We start from the raw sequence: 22,025 nt of genomic DNA on the forward strand, positions 1-22,025 counted from the left end.
TAATTTTACTTTTTTATTATTTTTTTATTTTTTAAGGTGAAAGCTTGAAAATAGTTATTGGGACAAGAGGAAGCAAATTAGCACTTGCTCAAACATATTATATAAAGAATCTTTTGGAAAATTTAAATGAAAATCTCGATATCGAGATAAAAATTATCAAAACTACCGGGGATAAAGACCAAAAAACAAAATTGTCTGAGCTCGGATTGGGAGTTTTTACAAAAGAACTGGACATTAAAATGCTTGAAAATGAAATAGATATCGCCGTCCATAGCTTAAAGGATGTCCCAACAGTGTGGAATGAAAATTTAACAATATCTGCAACTCCTAAAAGGGAAAGCTACCATGATTTAATAATATGGAATAAAAACAACGATATAGATATTGAAAAAGATGAATTAATAGTGGGAACTTCCAGTATTAGAAGAAAAGCTTTTTTATCTATAAAATATCCTAATTTAAAGACAAAGCTATTGAGGGGAAATATCGACACACGATTAAGAAAATTAAAAGAAAATAATTATGATGCCATTATCTTGGCAGAAGCTGGATTAAATCGGCTAAAAATGGATTTATCTGAGTTTAATTATAAAAGATTGGATATACTACCGGCTCCTGCCCAGGGGATTATAGGGGTTGCTTCAAGAAAGGACGACAGGGAAATCATAGAAATCCTTCAAAAAATAAATGACAAAAAAACATATTTAGAATCTATTGCAGAGAGATGGGCATTGAGGGAATATGGTGGTGGATGTCAGGCACCTTTCGGAGCTCTGGCTATATATGATATTAAAAATAATGAATTGTATTTAAAATGTGATGCTGTTCATGAATTAGATGGGAAAAACATTATTGTATCAAAAGAGGGCAAAATTCAATGTGGGATTAAAGACATAAACCTCGCCAAAGATATGGGTATTAAGCTTGGAAATGAAATAAAACATACGATAATGTAAAATCCATTGTTTATCGATAACTTTATATATTATCATATTATATTTAAGTTATCATAAGGAGGGATATAATGAATAACACCGTATATGTGGGAAATAAAGGTGTAATGAACTATGTTCTTGCAGTAATTACCCAGTTTAACACAGAAAACGCAGAAAAAGTCAGAATTAAGGCGAGAGGCAGAGCCATTAGCAGAGCAGTAGATGTGGAAGAAATGGTAAAAAATAGATTTTTGCCAGACATTAAAGTGGAAGAAATAAAGCTCGGCACAGACCAAGTGCAAAATGAAGATGGTAAGACTGTCAATATATCCACAATTGAAATAGTATTATCCAAATAATTCCTATTTTTTAGTTTTATTTAATTTAATTTTGATTTATTTTTCCTTATAGTATTACTTTTTTTAAATATATATTATTTATTAATAACGTTTAAATAATATTAAACCATATATCATATCAGAAGTAAATACGCATCTTGGTGATATTATGGGAATAAGTGAAAAGGAAAGAAAAATAAAAAAACTACTTCATAGTTTAAAACATACCGAAGAACATTTTGAAGAGCTCATAACTTCGATTGAAAGCTGTGGTTTAAATCCAGAGGCATACAAAGAATTATATGAAAAATTAAAAAATGAAAATGAAAAGCTAAAAGAAAAATTATAGGTTCCAAAACGAGCGATAGCGAGTTTTGGATTTTGGATGCACACTTTTTTAAAGGGTGCATGAAAAGCTAAAAGAAAAATTGGAAAATTAAAATAAAATTAAAGTTAAAAATAAAATAAATATTTTTATTATTTTAGCATTGATTATTATTTATGACAATATTTTATCCACCATATCAAGTTCCAATGCCAGTTTTATCTCTTTTGCTATTCTCTGACCCATACTCAGTGGCTCTCCGTTGTAAAGGAATGAATATGCACTTCCATTCATAAAGGTGTTTGTTCCGCCATCTATTCTTGCACTCATTTCAAATACCACGAGCTCTAAGTTTTCATTGCACAATGACTGCAAACAGAATGGACCGAGCATTCCTGGTGGCACGATTTCTTCTGCCTTAGCTGCTAATTTATCTCCCATTTCAAATACCTGTGGAAGGAGACTTTCCCTTATTACCACTGGGAAGTTTCCGCTTATAACATACGATGGGTCTATGTTGAGCTCCATCTGGTCTTTTGCAGGAACCCTAACAATTCCATCAATATTACTTTCATATCTCCTATCTATCCCCATTAATTCCACTTGGTCTTTCAATGGAGAATAGAAGTAGTGAATACAGTAGTTTGTCCCTACAACATATTCTTCAATATGTGCATTTCCAACATCTTCATCCGTTAATATGCCCTTTGCCTTGAAATCTTCTATCTTTCTCCAAAACTCCTCTGTTGTAGAGCATGGGAAATAGCCCCTTCCTCCCCTTGCACCAGGAAATTTAACCATTACAGGTCCGTCTATCTCATCAGGGCTGTTGTATTTTTTAGGAATTCTTAAACCACTTTCTTTTAAAAGCTTTCCTTCCAAATCCCTTTCTGCTTCCCATCTTAATATTTTCCTGTTTCCAAACATTGGAACTCTAAAATCATTCTCAACTTTATCCAGTCCGCAGTATGCAATAAATGAACCGTGCGGAACAATTATGGCATTCATTTCCCTTAATTTCTCTTGGATTTCTTCATTTGATATGTCTGAAAATTTATCAACATAAATGAACTTATCTGCAACATTAAATCTTTTATATGGAACATCCCTATCTTTTGTTGTAATTACTGCTGTTGAAAAACCTTCTAATTTTGCTCCTTTTAATATGTGGAGTGATGTATGGCTACCAACAGTGGCTATGGTTATTTCATCCCTGTTGTATTCTTCAAATATGCTTAAAATTTCTTCCTTTGAAATCATTCTTTCACCAGAGATTTATATGTGCAATGCACAGTAGAAAAATAGATGAGTATAAATTTGTGAAAGGTCATTTATATATTTTATCATTATTATTCATTACATAAAATTTAAAAACAAAAAAGTAAGGTATAAAAATAATTATTTTTCAATGCTAACGACTTTTATCGTGAATATTAATGTTTTTCCAGCCATTGGCGGATTAAAATCCAAAACCACATTTGTGTCATTTACCTTTATGATTTTAGCAGGAGTTCCCCTAACATATATGTATTTACCAACTATTGGAGTCATATTTGCATTTTTAAATGCCTCTATTGGCACAGATATTATTAATTTATCGCTTTTAACACCATATGCCTCCTCTGGTGGAATAGTAACTGTTTTATTTTCTCCCACATGCATTCCAATTACTGCATTTTCAAAACCCTTAATTAATTGCCCCTTTCCAACGGTAAAATTCAACGGTTTATATTCTCTATTGGGATTGTATATTCCGTTTTCTATTGCAACGCTTTTAATTGATGTATCAAAAACAGTTCCATTTTCAAATTTTCCAATATAATCCACACAAACGGTTGTTCCGTTTTTAACTACCATATTAGATGCATTGGTAGAGCTCACACATCCAGACAGTGCAGTTGATAGAATTATTAAACTACCAAAAATAATGGATAATTTTGTAAAATTGGATAATTTTAACAATTTTTTCATTGTTTCACCAAAATAAAATCCAGATATAAAAAATAATTAATAATGATTAATAAAATAATAGATTTATATAATAGTTATTGTTCAAAAATTAAAATAATATAAAATTAAAATTATTCTTTAACATCTACAAGTTTTATTGTAAATATTAAATCCTTTCCTGCTAATTGGTGGTTGAAGTCCAAAACTACTTCGTTATCTTTAACTTCAATAATTGTAGCTGGAACGCCGCCTGCAAGAATTATCATGCCTTCTTCTGGTTCAAAGTCTGCTCCTTCGAATGCTTCTTTTGGAATTGTCTGAATTAATTTTTCATCTCTCTGTCCATAAGCTTTTTCTGCTGGGATATTTACTGTTTTTTCGTCCCCCACATTCATATCAAGAATTGCTTCTTCAAATCCTTCAATAAGTTGTCCTTCTCCAACGGTAAATTCCAAAGGTTCATATGGTCTCTCAGGCGTGTAAATGCCTTCTTCCTTAGCAACACTTTCAATTGATGTATCGAAAACTTCTCCACTTTCTAATTTACCTATGTAATCAACCTTTACTTTATCGCCTTTTTTTACCAAAAAAATCACATCCTATGTTTTAATTTTAATAAAATTAATTAAATATAACATGCTATATATATTTTTTGTTCTTGTTTATGGTATATTTGTTTATGGTAACTAATTATAATGATTATATGATTTGATTAAAATGATATAAATTATAAAACGATATTGGTGTTTAAATGTCTAAGAAAGTAGTTGTTGGCGGAACTTTTGATATACTTCATGAAGGTCATAAAAAACTTCTAAAATATGCCTCACAATTTGGGGAGCTCCACATAGGTGTAACATCCGATGAATTTGCAAAAACATACAAAACCCATAACATAAATCCATTAAATATTAGATTGAAAAACTTAAAAAAATATCTTGACGACCATAAAATTAATTACGAGATATTGGTTATAGACGATGCTTATGGGGATACCTTAAAAAAAGATTATGATATAATTGTAGTTACTCCTGAAACAGAAAAAAATGCTAAACGAATAAATGAAATAAGGGTAAAAAACAATCTAAAACCCCTTGAAATAATGGTTTATGATTACGTATTAAGTGAAGATAAAAAACCAATATCTACAACAAGAATAAGAAATAAAGAAATAGATGAAAAAGGAAGATTGTTAAAAAAATAATTAAAATTCGAGATTATGGCTCCCATGTTTCGTATAACTCCATGTTTCGCTATGAAAGAAAAACATAAAATTAAAAAATTGGTGTAATACTATGGATATAATGATTATAATAGTTCTTTTAATATTAACAGGTTATCTATCAAAATACTTTAATATTCTAAGAGAGAGCGATAGAACTATACTCAACAACATTGTAGTATATATTGCAATGCCTTCAACAATATTTTTAACAATTATGAAAAATGTTTCACCTGTGGATTTGCCTCAATTTTTAAAACTGCCTTTTTTGATATTTTTAACATTTGTCATTTGTGGATTTATAGGATACCTCATTGGAAGATTCTTAAAACTAAATAGAGAATCATTGGGGGGATTAATATTAGTTTGTGCATTGGGAAACACTGGATTTTTAGGCTATCCTGTAATATATGGATTTTATGGAACAGAAGGACTTACAAGAGCAATATTTTGCGACATGGGGAGTGTTTTTGCGAGTTTATTAATTGGAACATACATCGGTATAAAATTTGGAAAAAATAAAAATAGCGATAAGTCTGTAATAAAGGAGCTCCTAAAATTCCCACCATTGATGACTGGTGTTATAAGTATAACCCTTGTATTTTTTGGATTATCTATTGGTAGTTTTCCAGAGTTTTTTATTAAAACGCTGAATTACTTGTCAAATGCCACAATACCTTTAATTATGTTATCTCTTGGATTGTCGTTATCCCCGAGCTCTGCAAAATTCGGTGCTATTTATGGAGTCATAGCATCCATAGTTAGAATGGGGATTGCTCCTTTAATCGTGTTTGTCCTTTCATCCATATTTTTAATAGATGGACTGGATAAAAATGTATTAATACTTGAATCTGCAATGCCCTCTGCAATGATGTCCTTAGTATTCTCTGTGCTTTATGGATTAGATGTAAAACTCGTAGCTTCGGCATGTTTCATAACCACGGTGGTTTCTTTGATGGTGTTGCCAATATTGCAGGGTATATTGTAAAATAGATTGATAGGGATGAATAGGTTAAGACATATGCCAATAATAAATATATTAAACCATACCGTTTATGACCAATTTATATAAACATAGTCATCATACTTTACCAGTGAAACGTTTATTATACCTAAATTTGTCTTATATGTATTATTATTAGTAATTAAATTTATATCGCATGTTGTAGTTATGTTATATCCATTTCCTTTTAATGTTATATTTCTCCCATTAATTTCCCATTCCGCAGGTGGGGATTTTATATATACCACCTTTTTAGAACCTTTATCCGCAACGGAAAGCATATCTATATTGGTTTTTAATTTAGATAATGCAGCATGACCTAAACTTGCAGATGATACCTCCACTGTTTTTTTATAACCATACATGCCAGGAGTCATTGTGGATACTATCACAACGACCAGCAGTGCCAAAAATAGTATGGAAAATTCCAAAGAAATTTGTCCCCTCATACCAAACACCTAATTATACTTTTTATCCCAATACATAACATACGCAAAATCTATTGGTTGTTTATCGGATGTTGTAAATGCCATTGCAGGCACATCAAACAATTTTAAATTAACACCACTGCCAAAACTATCATCCATATTTGGAACTAACGCATCATCGATATTATATAACTCAGGATTTTGCTTGTAGGCTGTTTTTTTATGCTTATTGATGTATTCATTATAGGAGCTCACCCAAATATCTACATCATATTTTCCAAAAATTTTGTTAAATTGATAGTAGTTATCCAAAACAAGTGGTGCTGGAACAATTATACTTATAACTTCGGAATTATCCGATTTTATTATTGAACCTCTGACATAGAGTTTAAAATTATCAAGCATGATTCCTTTTTGATATATGGGAAATACCTGTTTTAAATTTAAAATCTTCGTAGTATCTACCAATGCTGGACCTGCAATATCGTAATTTACCTGAGACTCATCAATATTTAACGTATAATTTAAGATACCCTCTCTACTTATTTTTACCGTGGTATATGGTGGAATCCAAAATCCCCTTTTTCCATTTAATATAGTATTGTAAAAAACCGTACCATCTGGGTTATCCACAATATTGCCTGACAAACTTACTTTTAAAAAGTCGTTTGAGGATTTTAATGTTTTATCGGTGTAATCTATATTATCGGGCACAGCCACAAATACAGTATATGGATTGGCGTTGGTAATTTCACCAGTTAATACCCAATACCCATCCATTGTAGCTATTGCTGTTTCTGCAAACCCGATTGGAATAAGGACAATAAGGAGAATTATGGGAATAATATATTTCATAACATCACCCTGCCTTTACAATATAGGCATTGCTACTTTTTAATGAAATGATTTCCGGTACTGAATCTGATGGAATGGATAATATTAACAGATATTGGACACTACCATCAAATATCTGCGTATCTGATTGTATTTTATTTAGTTTTTCCCCATATCTACCAAATTTTTCATTAATTTTGTTATAATCGAGTTTATCAGCAGCAGTTGCATACAATACTCCTGGAAGATTGTTCAGAGAGTAAGATACTGATGAAGAACTTGAAGCTGATGTAGAATCTCCATTATCATTTAAATTACTTGAAACGTCCTTTGTTTCTGAATAAGATATATCTTTAAGTATAACATATGAAGAATTAACAATTCCTACAATGGGCTCTTTGCTTGCATTGCTTTTATCATATATTAGTATTTTATCCCCTTCATAAGGTATCTTACCACATTGCATTGCAGATACCACAATTGTAATTTTATTATCGAACGATACCGGGGTTATTGTAATACCTTTGAGCTCTGCCAAACTTAATCTTTTTACATATTCTGAGAGTTCTTCTTTTGTCATGAGTTTCTTTGTCTTCCCCATTTCAACACTAAAATAATCTCCAATGGCCAGTTCATTAATAATTTCATTCAAATAATACTCCTTTGCATTTTCTTCAATATTGCTATTTTTAATAATCTCATCAACTTCATTTCGTGATTTAGCAGATTCTATCTGATTAACCAGTGATTTCGCATAGAAACTTCTATCGTAATATTTTCCATATGTATTTTTTATTAAATTAATCATCTCTTCCTTGTAGGATTTAAACGCCATATAATTCTTTGCATTATTCAGTACATTGTTCAATTCCTCATTGGTATTACTGTTTTGAATCTGGGAAATATACACGATTTTATTTGGGTCATTCGGATATCTGGAAAACATTTGATTTATACTATTTATTGCCATATTTTTGCTATTCTCAAAAGCTTTTGTTTTTTGAATCTGCTCGTTATACTTGCTATTATAAACTGTATATAATACAAATGACATGCCTATCGCAATTAAGGCTATCAAAACATATTTCACATATTTAGACCTATCTCCAGATGTTCTTTTAGTTTTTGATTTCAATTTTTTTAATTTATTGCCAAAATCCTCATTAACCATGTTATCTGCCTCTCCAAAACATTGCATTAAATGGCGTGAAACAATACTAAAAACATGTAATAAAAACATATAATAAAAACATGTACTTTTAGAAGTATAATTTATAAATATATTAATTAGCATTTAAATAAATATTTGATTGTTATTTAAAATGAATAATTATTGCAGTAATAAATATAATCTAAAACCTTTGGAATTTCAAACTATGGAGGTAATCTGCCAAACTAATTAAATAATCCCTATTTTTAATACCTTTCACCCATCTTTCTGGCATATTATTAAATCCATAATATGTGCCAGCAATAGCACCATATATACATCCTAAGCTATCTGTATCCCCACCAGCATTTACTGCTTTAATCATTCCAGTTTTAAAATCATTTGTTAAATAGAATGTTAAAATAGCAGAAGGAACGCATTCAATAGCATCCATCCCAGTTCCAAATAATTCATATCCTTCTTCTACTGTTTCCATTTGTTTTATAATTAATATCTTTTCTGCAAATTCTTCTGAAATATCCAATATAAAATCTGCAAGTTCTGATATAAAATTTTTAGAGTGATTACATCGAACGATTTTGCAAGATTTAGATAATGGGTTATTTGTATTTAAATTTTTCAAACACCACGAAACCAGAAAACCTACTGCCAGAGCTCCGGCTATTGCCTCGTTGTTGTTATGGGTTATTTTAGATGCCTCGATTATGACATTTTTTAATTCATGGGGATTATTATAATAAAAAATTCCCAATGGCGATATTCTCATCGCAGCACCACAGGTTTTTGAATCTATGCCATTATAATTCCCATTTATTATATTCTCAATTGCCTTTTTACTTGTTGGCCCAATTCCAACAGGATTGTTCCTATACCATTTTATGAGCTCCTTTATAAATAAATTTTTATCAAAACCTTCTTTTGTTATTGACTTTATTAAACATATGGTTTGTTCTGTATCATCGGTATAATCTCCAGCATTTAATACATTTTTAAAATGGTTTTTAGGTGGCAAATAATCATCGATTACTCCATAGTTCGATATTATTTCATTTTTTGTTAGCCCCTCAGATGGCATGCCAAGTGCATCACCTATTGCAGTTCCAAATATGCAACCTTGAATTTTATATTTATACTCCACATACTCATAATTACCCATATAAAAACACCGATATTATGTTAGTTTTATATTATATTAATATATAATTGTAATTCAAAATAATTATTTATTTATCTTATTTTAATTAATTTTAATTATTATTATGGGTGATATATTGAGATACTTGGAGCTCTGCGACATTGAATATGCAAAAAGTATAGTTAAAGGAGTTATTGAATCCTATGAAAATGAGGAAGTTAATCTATTTAACTCAATAAATAGGATTTTGACAGAGGATATAATTTCCAATGTTGATGTTCCACCATTTGATAGGTCAAAAATGGATGGATATGCCGTAAAATCTGAGGATACCTATGATGCAGAAGAGGATAACCCAATAACATTAAAAATTGTGGATAGCGTAAAGGCCGGGGAATTTTCAGATGTTGAAATTAAAAATGGAGAGTGCATAGAAATAGCCACCGGAGCTCCTATTCCAAAAGGGGCAAATGCTGTTGTTATGGTGGAATATACTGAAAAAGAAAATGGTATGGTAAAAATATATAAACCTGTTTCGCCCCACGAAAATATTCAATACTGTGGTAGCGATATAATGGCAGGGGAGCTCATCTTAAGAAAAAATACTATTCTTTCACCAAGGGATATAGGGGCATTATCTGCAATCGGAAGGGATAAAATAAAAGTTAAAAAGAAAATTAATATAGGATTAATATCAACAGGAAACGAACTAATAAACCCTGATGAATCTCCAAAACCTTACAAAATTTATGATGTAAATACATACACCCTTGCATCTTCAATATTGGAAAAAGGGTGGAATTTTAAATTCTATGGAATTGTTAAGGATAATAAAAAAGACTTAATGGAATCCATAAAAAATGCAATTGATGACGACAACGATATTGTAATATTAAGCGGTGGAACATCAGCAGGAGTTGGAGATTTAACTGCAAATGTAATAGAAGAACTTGGGGGACGTGTTCTTATCCATGGGATAAAGATAAAACCGGGAAAACCAACAATCATAGGAACCATAAAACATAAATCAACTTCTGGAAATAAAGAAAAACTAATTGTAGGTCTTCCAGGGTATCCAACATCATGCCTAACAATTTTTGATGTGCTCTTTAATGAAAAGGGAAAAACTATAACTGGCCATTTCCCAATTAGATATATGTCCGCAAAGGGAAGGACAGAATACTTACCTGTATCAATTATTAAAGGAAATGAGGGATATGTGGTTTATCCAATTACAAAGGGGAGTGGTGCTATCACGTCCTTAACCTATGCGGATGGATATGTTGTTATAGATGAAAATAAAGAAATACTGGAAGATGAAAATGTAGAGGTTCATTTATTTGGAAATATATTATTTGGGTTAAATATAATAGGTAGTCATTGTGTGGGCATAGATGAGATACTTAGAAAAGGAAACATTTTTGCAAAAACAATAAATGTTGGCTCTCTTGGTGGATTGATGGCCATTAAAAGAGGGGAAGCAGATATTGCAGGTATTCACTTACTTGCAGATAATGGGGAGTATAATATACCTTTTATCAAAAAGTATAGGGTTAAAAACGCCGTTCTTGTAAGGGGATATATTAGAAGGCAAGGTTTTATGTTTAAAAAGGAGCTCGGTATAAATACAATAGATGACATTGTGAAAAATATTAAAAAATACAAATTCATAAACAGGAACAAAGGAGCAGGGACGAGGATTCTATTTGATAAATTTTTAAAGGAAAATAAGATTAATAAAAACGATATAAATGGCTACGAAATTGAGGCAAAAACTCACTCTGCTGTTGGTGCATCTGTTGCCATGGGGAAAGTGGATATTGGTGTGGGAATTGAAACAATAGCTGAAAAATATGAGCTCGGGTTTATACCCATTGGTGATGAATATTATGATTTTCTCATTAAGTCAGATAAATTAGAAGATGAGGATGTAATGAAGTTTATTGAAACCCTTAAAAAAGTCGAATTGCCATTTAAAAAACCTGAAAATTGTGGAGAGATTATATTTAAGTGCTAATATTGCATACCTGCCCAATATTTGTAATATATCAATGAAATAATGAAGATAAATGGAAATATTTATATGCTGGAAAATATAAAACAAAATTTAAGATTATATATAACAATGTTGGTGGTATGTTGTGGAAGAAACCGGCAAAAATACTGAACTAATAGAAAGATTAGCAAAAGAATTACATAACATTTGGATTGAAAAATTAAAACACATCTTGGCAGGGGATGAACCACTTGATGATGAAATAGTTAAAAAATTGGAAAATCACATAACAACATGGGATGACCTTGATGAAGAATCAAAAGAAAAAAATAGATTGGAAGCTTCAAATTTATTAAAAATAGTAGGGGATAATGAATATAAAAAAATATTTGTATATGGGACATTAAGACGAGGATGCGGCAATTATTACGCATTTTTGGATAGGTCAGACGTTAAGTTTTGCGGCGTGGAAAAAAAACATGGATATGCATTATATAGTAATAATATAGTGGCATACATGGTTAAAACCGGCAACAAAGAAGATTACGTCGTTGGTGAAGTGTATCTAGTTCCCGATAAAATCTACAAAAAAATTAGCCAGATGAACACAGGTGCAAATTACAAAGAAGTCTATGAAGATGGAGAAATTTTTTGGACCTATGAAAAACCACTTCCAAACGCTGTAAAAATTGAAAGTGGAGATTACCTCAAATACAATAAGCAGTTTCTGGAATACAATATATTAAGTTAAATTATAACCTTAAAATATCTTTTAAATCCATTCCTCTCATTATCTTGTTTCTTATATCTGACTCTTTCTTTTTTATACTCTTTACATTTTCAATTATTTCATTTATTTTACATCTTTCAATTACTGCAACACCGTTGCAATCTCCAACAATAATATCTCCCGGATTTATGAGCTCCCCTCCACACACAATGGGGACATTAATTTCTCCCATATCCAGCGGTTTTCCAGCATTTGGAACATTGTATTTTGAAAATACTGGAAATTTTAAGTTATTTATCTCTTCAACATCCCTTACACTTCCATCAATTACAACAGCTATTACTCCTTTTAGCTTTGCATTCAAAGTGGCTAATCCGCCCCATATGGCAGTTTTTTCCCCTTCTGCATCAATCACTATTATTTTATTTCTTCCATAGCTTATTGCCTTCACAGCGGTTCCCCAGTCATTTGAAGTGGTTTTTACAGTAATTGCCTCTCCAAAAATAATTCTTTGATTTTGATTTATCGGTTTAATGTCCTTTAACACCTTTGCACCAGCATCATATAGGTTTGGGACCGACACTTCTTTTAAAAATCTCATAAGCATCATTTGCAGTTTTTATTAAAAAAATAATTATAATAGTTTTTATATGTGTTATAATTACAATTTATTTATTTTTTCTTTTTTTCTTCAATTCCACAAGTTTTTTAACTGCATCCATATTTACATCTTCCTCAACTTCGATATATCCATTATCATATGCTCTTTCAATGAATCCATTTCCCCATTTGTTTCTTACTAAAACTGTTGAGTACCCCTCAGGAGTTCCCACATTTCCTACGGATATATCGGATGTAATACCTGTGAAATCACCGCATACTTTGCATCCCTCTCTCATGGCATACTCCACATCTTTCAATTTAAATTCAATGGAGTTTCCATTCATAAGTTTAATTATTAATTTACCTTTCTCTATATCCATTTTTTGAACTTCCCATGGATTTATATTGTTTTCTTCCAATATTGTCATCATTTTATCATAATCGTAAGTTTCAAAACAGAAAAGACCTATTTTTAACCTTATAGCATCTTTAAATGGCTTTAAAAGGTCATTGTCTGATGCCATTATCTGATAAACTGCATTCATTACACATGGAGTTCCAACAACTGCTATTCTCTTTAATTTTTTAACCATTACTGCCTCTTTAAGAGCTCTGAGTATTGGAACATTCCAGTTATATCTGCTTCCTGATGATTTTAGAACTTCCTCTTTTGATGTAGCCAAATAGGACTCTGGTTCCATTGTCCATTTATCCTCCATCATTACAAGAGCTCCGTCAATAAGACCTTCGTCAAAGGCATTTGCTAAAATTGCGGTTACCACTCCACCGTTCTGGGAGCCTTTTATTTCAATTTTTGACTTTGCCTTTAATTTTTTCAATGTTTTACCAATTCCCTTTTCAATTGAAGGAATAAGAGGTTTTTCTGTTCTCGGACAGGCATCATAACAGGCTCCGCAGGGAACATCGTAAAGGGTAACTTTACAGAACTCAGCAGAAACAGGATATTCTATTTCTTCCACAGGTGCTATGATGCAGGCACATTCATCACATACAAATTTTACAGGGCTATCCTCTTTAAAGTATATATTATCCACGGGACAAACTGCAACACATGCACCACATCCAGAACATATATTCTTATCCCATACTTCCTCTTTTAAATTTAGATATGATTTCATGATTCCACCGTTTTTTATTTCTTATTTCATATTTCTTACGTCCTTCTTGTTATTCCTTTCGCCTATTTTATTTTTATTTTTACTTTTACTTTTTTCTATTTTCGCCATATTTCTCTTTTTATCTCAAATCAGGAGTGTATAGTTTTCCAAATGGTCTTTTTGATATTGGAGCTATTTTAGTATATTCTGAATTTATCAATTTATTTTTTAATTCATCACTTAAACCAAATTCTTTGCAGAATTCCTCTATATATGGAGTAATTCTTTTCCTGTCCTCTTCTGTAAATTCTTTAATATCAGCAGCCACTCCAAGCTGTGATTCATCGACTTTTCCCCTAATATATATGCTCCCGCCGTGAATACCTGTTCCAATCATTTTTCCGCCAATTTTACCCAAATCATTTCCTTCATTGTCAATATTTAATACAACTATAACTCCTCCTGCCATATACTCTCCTAAAAAGTCCTTAGCAGTTCCTCCAATAACCAATACAGGGAATTTATCCTTATATTCTTTCATGTGAATACCGCTTCTATATCCTACGTCATCTCTTACAAATACCTTCCCTCCTCTCATTGAATGCCCTGTCACATCTCCTCCACTTCCATGGACAACAATTTTACCATCATCCATGGTGTTTCCAGGTGCATGGTCGGTATTTCCATGAACTATAATTATAGGACCGTTCATGAACATTCCAAGGTCTCCACCGGGAACTCCATATATTTCAATAACTAAATCCTTTTTTTGAATTCCATTTCCTATAAATCTTTGACCTAAGACATTTTTTAAAATAATTTTTTTTACATTAGGGTTTTCATTTAGTATTTCATGGATTTTTTCGTTTAATTCCCTATATTCAAGGTCTTTTGCATCTAATACCACTTCCATATTTTCGACCTTTTCCATTTTTTCACCTTTATAACTCTAAACTAAACTAAATATAAAATCTAAATGATAATATACATTTTACAATCCTGCATGTTTAATTCCTAATGCTTTTAACTCCACTTCGCTTAATCCTATTCCTCTCAATCTATCTCTGTTTCCTCTCAAACTTTCAATGGAGTTAATTCCTGCGGCACCAAGCAATTCCTTAATTTCAAGAGTCCATGCTTTTATAAGGTTTGCAACTCTTTCAGCACCTTCTTCAACATCTAATCTATTTACGAGCTCAGGTTTTTGAGTTGCTATACCCCAAGCACACTGTCCTGTATAGCATCTACCACATACTCTACATCCCATTGCCACCATTACTGCTGTTCCAACATAAACGGCGTCTGCACCAAGTGCTATTGATTTAAATACATCGGCGGAGTTTCTAATTCCTCCACTTGCTATAATACTTATTTCGTTTCTTACACCTTCTTCTCTTAATCTCTCATCAACTGCTGCAATAGCCATTTCAATAGGTATTCCTACATTATCCCTAAATACCTTAGGAGCAGCTCCGGTTCCTCCTTTGAATCCATCGATTACAACTGCATCGGCATCGGATGTTGCTATACCATTTGCAATAGCTGCAACATTATGGACCGCAGCAATCTTAACAAATATTGGAACCTTCCATCTTGTAGCTTCTTTTAAACTTCTTACAAGCTGTGCTAAATCTTCAATTGAGTAAATATCATGGTGCGGAGCTGGGGAAATAGCATCACTACCTTCTGGAATCATCCTTGTCATTGAAACCTCAGCAGATACTTTTTCTCCTGGAAGGTGTCCTCCAATTCCAGGTTTTGCTCCCTGACCAATTTTTATCTCAATTGCTGCCCCTTTTGAAAGATACTCTTCATTAACTCCAAATCTACCACTTGCTATCTGTGTAATGATATTGTCTGCATAAGGATAAAGGGTTCTATGTAATCCACCTTCTCCTGTTCCCATGAATGTTCCACATTCTTTAACTGCCCTTGCCATTGCCTGATGGGCATTTAATGATAGAGCTCCGTATGACATGTGAGCTATCATAATTGGTGTTTCCAACTTTAAGTTTGGAGCAACTTTGGTTTTTAATTTTGCTTTTTTAATTTTTTTGCCGTCAATTTCTTCTTCAACAAAATCGAATTCTAATTTTTTAGGTTTCTTACCTATGTATGTCCTTAACTCCATAGGTTCTCTTAATGGGTCGATGGATGGATTTGTAACCTGGCAAGCATCTAAAACGATTTTATCGTAGTAAATAGGATATTCTTTTGCATTTGCCATACCACTTAATAATATACAGCCTGTTCTGGACTGGTTTATTATATCTTCCCTTGCTTCCTTTGTCCATAATGGGTGTTCTCTCCAACATATTGGGTTTTCATGAATTGTTATTGCATCCCTAGGACACATTGAGACACATCTTTGACATGCACCGCATCTATTTGAGTATGTTATAATTCTGTCTCTTTCTCTTCTATAAACGCCCCATGAACATTCTTTTACACATCTTTCGCACAACATACATCTATCGGGATTAACTTCAACTCTGTATTTTGGTGGAACTGTTGAAGGTATCATGATTTCACTCCTTTTTTATTTTTATTCGTTATCTTATAGAGCTCACAAGTGAGCGTAGAATATAAAATTGCTTCGCAATTTTAATTTCGGAGCGAAGCGGAGAGTTATAAAAATCACTTCGTGATTTTTATTTAATCGAAATCAGAGATTTCGATGCTAAAACTCCAAGAGTTTTCCGAATATCCAATACCAAATATCCAATTTTTAACCATTAATAAAAAATAATTTAATTTTAATTTAATTAATTTTATTTATTTTTCAACCCTTGCTATTACCGGCATTCCTGCATCAGGCATCCATACTTTATCCAATTCAGGACATATTTTTCTTATGGCTGCCTCTTCACTAGATACAAATGTTAAATCGTCTTTTTCAGCAGCAATAAGTGGTCTAAGTTTTATCCTATCTGTTAAGCCCACCATGGCATTTTCCTTTTCAACATCTCCATTCATGAACATCATTCCTTCATGGGTACCCACGATTATTCCAAATGGACCGTTTAATGTTGCACCGCCGTATGTCATCCTAATTGCTTCATGGATTTTTCTTTCCTCTTCTGGCATGTTGTCTATTTCTTTCCAGAATCTTGGAGCTACGGCACTCAATGCATACTCAACAGGTAGTTTGTGTTTTCTTATCAATAAATCAAATATATATGCTACAACCTCTGTATCTGTTAGCATTCTGCATTTGTATCCAAAACTTTCAACATATCTTTTATTTGTTCCATAGCTTGTAATTTCTCCATTATGAACAACTGACCAATTCAATAGGTTAAATGGGTGAGCTCCTCCCCACCATCCTCTTGTGTTTGTTGGGTATCTCGCATGCGATAACCACATATATCCTTTATATTCATCTAATTTGTAAAATTCTGCTACTTCCATTGGCCATCCTGATGCCTTAAATACCCCTAAGTTCTTACCGCTTGAAAATACAAATGCCCCGTCTATTTTATCGTTAATTTCCATAACAATTTTTACCATTGTGTCTTCTTCAACATCCTTGTATTTTTCATCAAAATCATAGAAGAATCTCCATGGTATATGTTCTTTTTCTAAGATTCCTTCTTTTGTTGGAATCTCCTCGTCTTTAAGCACGTATCCATATTTTTCCAGTGTGTTTTTTACTTTTTCTCTTATTCTGTCGTAATCTGGTGCGTTATCCAAAAAAACATGTATAGCATAGCTGTCTTTGAACTTTGGATATATTCCATATCCTACATAGCCTGAACCTTGTCCATTTCCTCTTTCTTTTAGGCTGTCCAGTGCTATGGCTATCTTATCTCCACTTATTAATCTTTTTTTTCTGCTCATAAAACCGATAATTCCGCACATGGTAATCCTCCATTTGTGAGTTATACTAATATAAAAAAAGTCATTTATATAGCTTATCAAATAATCATATTAAAAAATTTTAAAAATTTGAATAGATATATGATGTTATCATTTTTATATATTTTACCGTTATCAGTATATATTACTAACACATAATGAACAATTACTCTCCCAATTCAACAGTTCCTACTCTGAATAAAGCTTTTATTGGAATACCCTCTATTTCTTTTATTCCACTTTTATCTATTATTACAACAGCTTTTTTTGGATTCCCTATATTTTTTAAATATTTTATAGTTTCTTTCATAGTATTTCCCGATGTCATTACATCATCCACAATTACAACATCTTTACCTTCAATACTTGGATAATTATGTCCTATAAATCCTGTGCTATTATCTTTACTGTGAAGATGCTTTTTAGGAATATATATTGAGAAATTTTTATCCATTTCTTCAGATATCAACGTTGCCAATGGAACCCCTCCTGTGGAAATGCCCACAATTGCATCAAATTCCACATCTTTCAACATATCGCACATTATTAACGCTATATTTTTTAATCTTTTTGATGAAATCTTAATATTGTCCCATTCTACGAATATATCTATGTTTTTACCTTTTTCTTCAATCTGCTTTTCCGGTTCTTTTAAAAGTTTTTCACCATTTAACACCAAATAAAGTGCAGTATCTACGGATATATTCAATTCTTCTGCAATATCTGCGGTTGTAAATCCTACATCCCTCAATTTAAGTGCCTTTATTATGAGGTCTTTTTTCATAACATCACCAATAATTCTTTTAATCCTATATACATTATATGTTATTATTTATTTAATTTTGTATTATTTCATCATATTCAATATATTCAATATTAAATTATTATTTTTAATTCATTTACCGAAAGTTTTATATATTGACTACTATCTATATATTCAAAACATTCAAAAAATTTTGAACAAAATGAACAATATATATTACCATATAGATGCGGTGAGCTCATGGATGAAGTAAAAAAAACGATAATAGAGTTATTTTCTGAAATTGCAAAAATTCACGGGCTAAGTAAATCAGTTGGAGAGGTTTATGCAGTGGTATTCCTATCAGATAAACCGCTCTGCATAGCTGATATAATGGAAGAACTGGGAATGAGTAAGGGAAATGTAAGTATGAATCTGAACAAGCTTGAAAAAATTGGGTTTATCAAAAAGGTGTGGATTAAAGGGGAAAGAAAAAACTATTACGAATCAGTAGATGGATTTTCTTCCTTCAAAGATATAGCAAAGAAGAAATATGACGTCATATCAAAAGCCTGCGATAAATTGGAAGAATTAAAAGAAAAATCTGATGAGAATGAAAGAGAGCTCATATCTAAAAAACTCAAACACATCAAAAAAATGAGGGATGTACCAAAGAAAATATTGGAAGTGCTTGAAAATATTGATAGCGACGATAACAATGATTAATTATAAGATTTTTGGTGGTAATGCATGATTGAAAAGATTTTAGGAAGAATTGCCCGCTTTTCAGAAAAGAAGCCGTTTTTAATGGTGGCAATTATTATAACACTTACAATATTTGCGGGACTGGAGGCAACAAATGTAAAATCCCAAACAGCCTTTGAAAAAATGCTTCCTCAGGACGACCCCATCATAAAAACGCTGTATGAGGTAAGGGACAATTTTGGAGGGACTGATATAATTACAATTTGTATAAAATTGAAACCCTCCGATAGTCCAGATAAAGTGAATGACATACGAGACCCTCGAGTTCTGAGTTATGTAAAATTTTTAGAAGAGGATTTAAATGGAATTGATGGAATTACAAAGATAAATTCGCCTGCGGATGTAATATTTCAAAAAAATGATGGAAAGGTTCCTAATGATATAGATACTGTAAAAGAAATATGTGAATCACTTACCGATGAAGAAAAAAGCAGGATTTTCAATTCCGAATATTCCATGGTAATTATTAATGCATATACAGATACAGGAGGAGACCAGAAAAAGCTTCTTAGATTAATGGATGATGTAAATGAAAGAATTAAGGATTCGCCAACACCTCCTGGGGTAGAAGTAGTATGCACAGGAACCCCCCCTATGAGAGACTTATTGAACACCCTCATGAAGGAAAGTCAGGTATTTACAACAACGGTTGGTGGAATTGGAATATTGTTTATATTATATCTGTATTTCAGAAAACCTTTATCCACAGTTATGCCTCTAATTCCCGTATTGGTTGCAGTTGTATGGACTGGTGGAGCTATGGGAGTACTTGGAATTCCTGTGGATATGGCAACAGCAGGTATGGGTTCTTTACTTCTTGGTATGGGGATAGACTATGGAATTCACCTAATGCACCGGTATGAGGAAGAGAGGAAAAAGAAAATACCCAGTGATAAAGCAGTAGAAACCGCAGTTGTGAGCACAGGAACAGCAGTAATCGTCACAACAGCTACAACAGTAGTTGGTTTTCTTGCACTTGTGTTTGCCCCACTTCCTATGATGGCTAACTTAGGTAAAGTATGTGCATTGGGTATCTTCTTCTGTATGGTTTCTGTGATTACATTACTTCCAGCAATGCTCATAATTGAAGAGAGATATATTTTGCCATTAATTGGGAAGAATAGGGAAAAATAGTGAAAAAAGATAAATTAAAAGAGATATGGAGAAATAAAAAAATAAAAAATAGAAAAAATTAAAAATAAGGTGATATTATGGATTTATTAAATAAAACTTCTTTAACGCTCAGATTAAAAAAGTATATGAGCGTAATTGCGTTTTCATCAATAATATTTTTATTGATATCAAGTGCCCATGCATTACAGGTTAATGAACCGCAGTATGAACCTTTAAAAATCCATCCCGGAGATGACGTGGATTTATGGTTTAAGATAACTAATGATGATTACAATAAAGAAGTAAAAGATATAAAAATAACAATTACGCCACATTACCCATTTGAAATAAAGCAGGTAAATCCTACAAAAGGGGTTGCAACATTATCTCACCTAAACTCTGGTGAAAGTGATACGACATATTTTAAACTCCATGTAAATGAGGATGCACCATCGAGGAATTATAGAATTGATGTAAAAGTATCGTATGATGAAGTTGAACATAAAAATGGAGAAGATATAATCACACACCATGAATGGACAAAAATATACTACCTTCCAATATATGGAACGGCAAATTTCGAGATAAATACAAAAAATAATATCTCATTAACACCGGCAAAAACAAAAATTGTTCCTATCACTCTATACAACAAAGGAACGGGAACTGCAAAGCAGTGTACCCTTACAATAGGTGGAAATAATTACATATCGCCAATAGATACCACAAAATTCTATGTTGGGAGAGTTAAAGCAAATGACGGAAAAACTATAAATTTAAAATTATATACAAACGAAAAAACACCAGAAGGCTCTTATTTAATTCCCGCCACAATATCATGGGTGAATGAAGACGGAGCTCAGAAGACTGAAAATATAAACATCGGTCTCTTAGTTCAAGGGGATGTTTTATTGGGAATATCCAATGTAATTACAACTCCAAAAGAGATTAAACCGGGAAATACCTATGTAAGAATAGATACCACCATTACAAACAACGGACACGGTGAGGCAAAGGATATAAATGTCCATCTTAAAACTGAATATCCATTTAAAGATAGTTGGAGTAATGCAAACTATAAAGATATTGGAACACTATCAGGCGGCGAAAGTAAGGATGTTTCCTTTACTATCGACATTGACAAAAACGCACCACCTAAGCATTATAAGATTCCAGTAGAAATAGAGTATTTGGATATTTTCAATAAAAAGCACAACATTACAAAAACAATCGACATATACATTAAACCAAAACCAATAATTGAGATTATTCCGGAAGAATATACTGTAAAGGCAGGAACTGAAAATACTGTATTAATCCATGTCAAAAACACAGGAAATGAGAAAGCAGAAAATGTAAAGATAACTGCAATTAAAAACTCAGCTCAGCCCTTTGATTATCCAACAAAAAGCGATACCGTAGGGACTTTAAAACCTGGGGAAAATGGAACTGGGGCAATTGTTATCGATGTGGATAAAAATGCAGTTGCTAAGGATTACATTATTACAGTTGAAATAAGGGCAGTTGGGGATAGAGAGGAAGGGGATGACAATGTATATATCACCCAAAAATCCATAAAAGTTAAGGTTGAAAATAACTCCATAAGTTATTTACCTATTGAAATTGGATTGATAGTTATTCTTGTGGTTGTTGGATTATACTATTATAAGAGAAAAAATAAGAATGAACAATAAAAAGAATAAATGGCAAAAGGTAAAAAATAAAACTATCTTTTATTTTTTTTATTTTATTTTTCATA

23 protein-coding genes are annotated in these 22,025 nt (G+C 32.0%); 10 read left to right on the plus strand and 13 right to left on the minus strand.

The features are described from left to right. Window positions 1-44 precede the first annotated feature (44 nt). The 3 genes from hemC (at window position 45) to Mjas_RS02780 (ending at window position 1,622) form a co-directional block, all read left to right on the plus strand. A complete protein-coding gene (gene hemC / locus Mjas_RS02770) occupies window positions 45-956 on the plus strand; it encodes a hydroxymethylbilane synthase (RefSeq protein WP_421078253.1) in 912 nt (303 codons plus the stop codon). Window positions 957-1,024: 68 nt separating this feature from the next. Next, entirely contained in the window at window positions 1,025-1,294 is a 270-nt protein-coding gene (gene albA / locus Mjas_RS02775) for a DNA-binding protein Alba (RefSeq protein ID WP_421078254.1), read from the plus strand. 148 nt (window positions 1,295-1,442) lie between these two features. Further along, window positions 1,443-1,622 (plus strand): hypothetical protein, encoded by a 180-nt coding sequence (locus Mjas_RS02780; RefSeq protein WP_421078255.1) that lies wholly within the window; start codon window positions 1,443-1,445, stop codon window positions 1,620-1,622. 150 nt (window positions 1,623-1,772) lie between these two features. Here Mjas_RS02780 and Mjas_RS02785 read toward each other — a convergent pair whose 3' ends face one another. From Mjas_RS02785 to Mjas_RS02795, 3 genes are all read right to left on the minus strand, one after another. Next, window positions 1,773-2,858 carry a formate--phosphoribosylaminoimidazolecarboxamide ligase gene (locus Mjas_RS02785; protein ID WP_421078256.1) on the minus strand — a complete coding sequence of 362 codons (1,086 nt, stop codon included), beginning with the start codon at window positions 2,856-2,858 and terminating at the stop codon, window positions 1,773-1,775. A 138-nt stretch (window positions 2,859-2,996) separates the two neighbouring features. Further along, window positions 2,997-3,569 carry an FKBP-type peptidyl-prolyl cis-trans isomerase gene (locus tag Mjas_RS02790; protein WP_421078257.1) on the minus strand — a complete coding sequence of 191 codons (573 nt, stop codon included), beginning with the start codon at window positions 3,567-3,569 and terminating at the stop codon, window positions 2,997-2,999. Window positions 3,570-3,679: 110 nt separating this feature from the next. Beyond that, on the minus strand, window positions 3,680-4,135 hold the full coding sequence (locus tag Mjas_RS02795) for an FKBP-type peptidyl-prolyl cis-trans isomerase (RefSeq protein ID WP_421078258.1): 456 nt from the start codon (window positions 4,133-4,135) through the stop codon (window positions 3,680-3,682). A 164-nt stretch (window positions 4,136-4,299) separates the two neighbouring features. On the opposite strand from Mjas_RS02795, the gene Mjas_RS02800 reads away from it, so the two are divergent. Further along, window positions 4,300-4,752: a phosphopantetheine adenylyltransferase gene (locus tag Mjas_RS02800; RefSeq protein WP_421078259.1), complete on the plus strand. Its 453-nt coding sequence runs from the start codon at window positions 4,300-4,302 to the stop codon at window positions 4,750-4,752. Between the two features lie 91 nt (window positions 4,753-4,843). After that, a complete protein-coding gene (locus Mjas_RS02805; RefSeq protein ID WP_421078260.1) occupies window positions 4,844-5,758 on the plus strand; it encodes an AEC family transporter in 915 nt (304 codons plus the stop codon). A 65-nt stretch (window positions 5,759-5,823) separates the two neighbouring features. Here Mjas_RS02805 and Mjas_RS02810 read toward each other — a convergent pair whose 3' ends face one another. From Mjas_RS02810 to Mjas_RS02825, 4 genes are all read right to left on the minus strand, one after another. Then, complete coding sequence (locus Mjas_RS02810; protein WP_421078261.1) at window positions 5,824-6,222, minus strand: class III signal peptide-containing protein; 399 nt, start codon at window positions 6,220-6,222, stop codon at window positions 5,824-5,826. A gap of 9 nt (window positions 6,223-6,231) precedes the next feature. Further along, entirely contained in the window at window positions 6,232-7,056 is an 825-nt protein-coding gene (locus Mjas_RS02815; RefSeq protein ID WP_421078262.1) for a hypothetical protein, read from the minus strand. A gap of 4 nt (window positions 7,057-7,060) precedes the next feature. Next, window positions 7,061-8,233: a DUF515 domain-containing protein gene (locus tag Mjas_RS02820; RefSeq protein ID WP_421078263.1), complete on the minus strand. Its 1,173-nt coding sequence runs from the start codon at window positions 8,231-8,233 to the stop codon at window positions 7,061-7,063. A gap of 154 nt (window positions 8,234-8,387) precedes the next feature. Beyond that, on the minus strand, window positions 8,388-9,362 hold the full coding sequence (locus Mjas_RS02825) for an ADP-ribosylglycohydrolase family protein (protein WP_421078264.1): 975 nt from the start codon (window positions 9,360-9,362) through the stop codon (window positions 8,388-8,390). Between the two features lie 115 nt (window positions 9,363-9,477). Here Mjas_RS02825 and Mjas_RS02830 point away from each other — a divergent pair, with 115 nt between their 5' ends. Together Mjas_RS02830 and Mjas_RS02835 are read left to right on the plus strand one after the other, a co-directional pair. Beyond that, entirely contained in the window at window positions 9,478-11,358 is a 1,881-nt protein-coding gene (locus Mjas_RS02830; protein ID WP_421078265.1) for a molybdopterin biosynthesis protein, read from the plus strand. A 124-nt stretch (window positions 11,359-11,482) separates the two neighbouring features. After that, complete coding sequence (locus Mjas_RS02835) at window positions 11,483-12,088, plus strand: gamma-glutamylcyclotransferase family protein (protein ID WP_421078266.1); 606 nt, start codon at window positions 11,483-11,485, stop codon at window positions 12,086-12,088. Between the two features lies 1 nt (window position 12,089). Here the strand turns inward: Mjas_RS02835 and Mjas_RS02840 are convergent, their stop codons facing one another. From Mjas_RS02840 to Mjas_RS02865, 6 genes are all read right to left on the minus strand, one after another. Then, on the minus strand, window positions 12,090-12,668 hold the full coding sequence (locus Mjas_RS02840) for an RraA family protein (protein ID WP_421078267.1): 579 nt from the start codon (window positions 12,666-12,668) through the stop codon (window positions 12,090-12,092). Window positions 12,669-12,735: 67 nt separating this feature from the next. Continuing rightward, window positions 12,736-13,809, minus strand: coding sequence for a Coenzyme F420 hydrogenase/dehydrogenase, beta subunit C-terminal domain (locus tag Mjas_RS02845; RefSeq protein WP_421078268.1), 1,074 nt, complete (start codon window positions 13,807-13,809; stop codon window positions 12,736-12,738). A gap of 118 nt (window positions 13,810-13,927) precedes the next feature. Next, window positions 13,928-14,701: a hypothetical protein gene (locus Mjas_RS02850; RefSeq protein WP_421078559.1), complete on the minus strand. Its 774-nt coding sequence runs from the start codon at window positions 14,699-14,701 to the stop codon at window positions 13,928-13,930. Between the two features lie 78 nt (window positions 14,702-14,779). Further along, window positions 14,780-16,312 carry a glutamate synthase-related protein gene (locus tag Mjas_RS02855; protein ID WP_421078269.1) on the minus strand — a complete coding sequence of 511 codons (1,533 nt, stop codon included), beginning with the start codon at window positions 16,310-16,312 and terminating at the stop codon, window positions 14,780-14,782. Between the two features lie 251 nt (window positions 16,313-16,563). Beyond that, window positions 16,564-17,649, minus strand: coding sequence for a class II glutamine amidotransferase (locus Mjas_RS02860; protein ID WP_421078270.1), 1,086 nt, complete (start codon window positions 17,647-17,649; stop codon window positions 16,564-16,566). A 163-nt stretch (window positions 17,650-17,812) separates the two neighbouring features. Continuing rightward, window positions 17,813-18,430, minus strand: coding sequence for an orotate phosphoribosyltransferase-like protein (locus Mjas_RS02865; RefSeq protein WP_421078271.1), 618 nt, complete (start codon window positions 18,428-18,430; stop codon window positions 17,813-17,815). A 219-nt stretch (window positions 18,431-18,649) separates the two neighbouring features. On the opposite strand from Mjas_RS02865, the gene Mjas_RS02870 reads away from it, so the two are divergent. The 3 genes from Mjas_RS02870 to Mjas_RS02880 all read left to right on the plus strand — a co-directional run bounded on the left by Mjas_RS02870 (window position 18,650) and on the right by Mjas_RS02880 (window position 21,960). Beyond that, the gene (locus Mjas_RS02870) at window positions 18,650-19,114 is read left to right on the plus strand and encodes a GbsR/MarR family transcriptional regulator (RefSeq protein ID WP_421078272.1); all 465 of its coding nucleotides are present in this window, start codon (window positions 18,650-18,652) and stop codon (window positions 19,112-19,114) included. Window positions 19,115-19,138: 24 nt separating this feature from the next. Further along, a complete protein-coding gene (locus Mjas_RS02875; protein ID WP_421078273.1) occupies window positions 19,139-20,287 on the plus strand; it encodes an efflux RND transporter permease subunit in 1,149 nt (382 codons plus the stop codon). Window positions 20,288-20,364: 77 nt separating this feature from the next. Further along, window positions 20,365-21,960, plus strand: a complete 1,596-nt coding sequence (locus tag Mjas_RS02880; protein ID WP_421078274.1) for a COG1361 S-layer family protein — start codon at window positions 20,365-20,367, stop codon at window positions 21,958-21,960. Window positions 21,961-22,025 lie beyond the last annotated feature (65 nt).

Origin of the sequence: Methanothermococcus jasoni, assembly GCF_049075655.1 — an archaeon.
In the GTDB taxonomy this organism is placed as follows: Archaea; AGJL01; Methanococci; order Methanococcales; family Methanococcaceae; genus Methanofervidicoccus.

What these genes read in the sequence shown, in the direction of transcription:
- albA (WP_421078254.1), top strand. Translation starts at nt 1,025, where the DNA reads ATGAATAACACCGTATATGTGGGAAATAAAGGTGTAATGAACTATGTT.
- Mjas_RS02780 (WP_421078255.1), top strand. Translation starts at nt 1,443, where the DNA reads ATGGGAATAAGTGAAAAGGAAAGAAAAATAAAAAAACTACTTCATAGT.
- Mjas_RS02785 (WP_421078256.1), bottom strand. Translation starts at nt 2,858, where the DNA reads ATGATTTCAAAGGAAGAAATTTTAAGCATATTTGAAGAATACAACAGG.
- Mjas_RS02790 (WP_421078257.1), bottom strand. Translation starts at nt 3,569, where the DNA reads ATGAAAAAATTGTTAAAATTATCCAATTTTACAAAATTATCCATTATT.
- Mjas_RS02800 (WP_421078259.1), top strand. Translation starts at nt 4,300, where the DNA reads ATGTCTAAGAAAGTAGTTGTTGGCGGAACTTTTGATATACTTCATGAA.
- Mjas_RS02805 (WP_421078260.1), top strand. Translation starts at nt 4,844, where the DNA reads ATGGATATAATGATTATAATAGTTCTTTTAATATTAACAGGTTATCTA.
- Mjas_RS02810 (WP_421078261.1), bottom strand. Translation starts at nt 6,222, where the DNA reads ATGAGGGGACAAATTTCTTTGGAATTTTCCATACTATTTTTGGCACTG.
- Mjas_RS02815 (WP_421078262.1), bottom strand. Translation starts at nt 7,056, where the DNA reads ATGAAATATATTATTCCCATAATTCTCCTTATTGTCCTTATTCCAATC.
- Mjas_RS02820 (WP_421078263.1), bottom strand. Translation starts at nt 8,233, where the DNA reads ATGCAATGTTTTGGAGAGGCAGATAACATGGTTAATGAGGATTTTGGC.
- Mjas_RS02825 (WP_421078264.1), bottom strand. Translation starts at nt 9,362, where the DNA reads ATGGGTAATTATGAGTATGTGGAGTATAAATATAAAATTCAAGGTTGC.
- Mjas_RS02840 (WP_421078267.1), bottom strand. Translation starts at nt 12,668, where the DNA reads ATGAGATTTTTAAAAGAAGTGTCGGTCCCAAACCTATATGATGCTGGT.
- Mjas_RS02845 (WP_421078268.1), bottom strand. Translation starts at nt 13,809, where the DNA reads ATGAAATCATATCTAAATTTAAAAGAGGAAGTATGGGATAAGAATATA.
- Mjas_RS02850 (WP_421078559.1), bottom strand. Translation starts at nt 14,701, where the DNA reads ATGGAAGTGGTATTAGATGCAAAAGACCTTGAATATAGGGAATTAAAC.
- Mjas_RS02855 (WP_421078269.1), bottom strand. Translation starts at nt 16,312, where the DNA reads ATGATACCTTCAACAGTTCCACCAAAATACAGAGTTGAAGTTAATCCC.
- Mjas_RS02860 (WP_421078270.1), bottom strand. Translation starts at nt 17,649, where the DNA reads ATGTGCGGAATTATCGGTTTTATGAGCAGAAAAAAAAGATTAATAAGT.
- Mjas_RS02865 (WP_421078271.1), bottom strand. Translation starts at nt 18,430, where the DNA reads ATGAAAAAAGACCTCATAATAAAGGCACTTAAATTGAGGGATGTAGGA.
- Mjas_RS02870 (WP_421078272.1), top strand. Translation starts at nt 18,650, where the DNA reads ATGGATGAAGTAAAAAAAACGATAATAGAGTTATTTTCTGAAATTGCA.
- Mjas_RS02875 (WP_421078273.1), top strand. Translation starts at nt 19,139, where the DNA reads ATGATTGAAAAGATTTTAGGAAGAATTGCCCGCTTTTCAGAAAAGAAG.
- Mjas_RS02880 (WP_421078274.1), top strand. Translation starts at nt 20,365, where the DNA reads ATGGATTTATTAAATAAAACTTCTTTAACGCTCAGATTAAAAAAGTAT.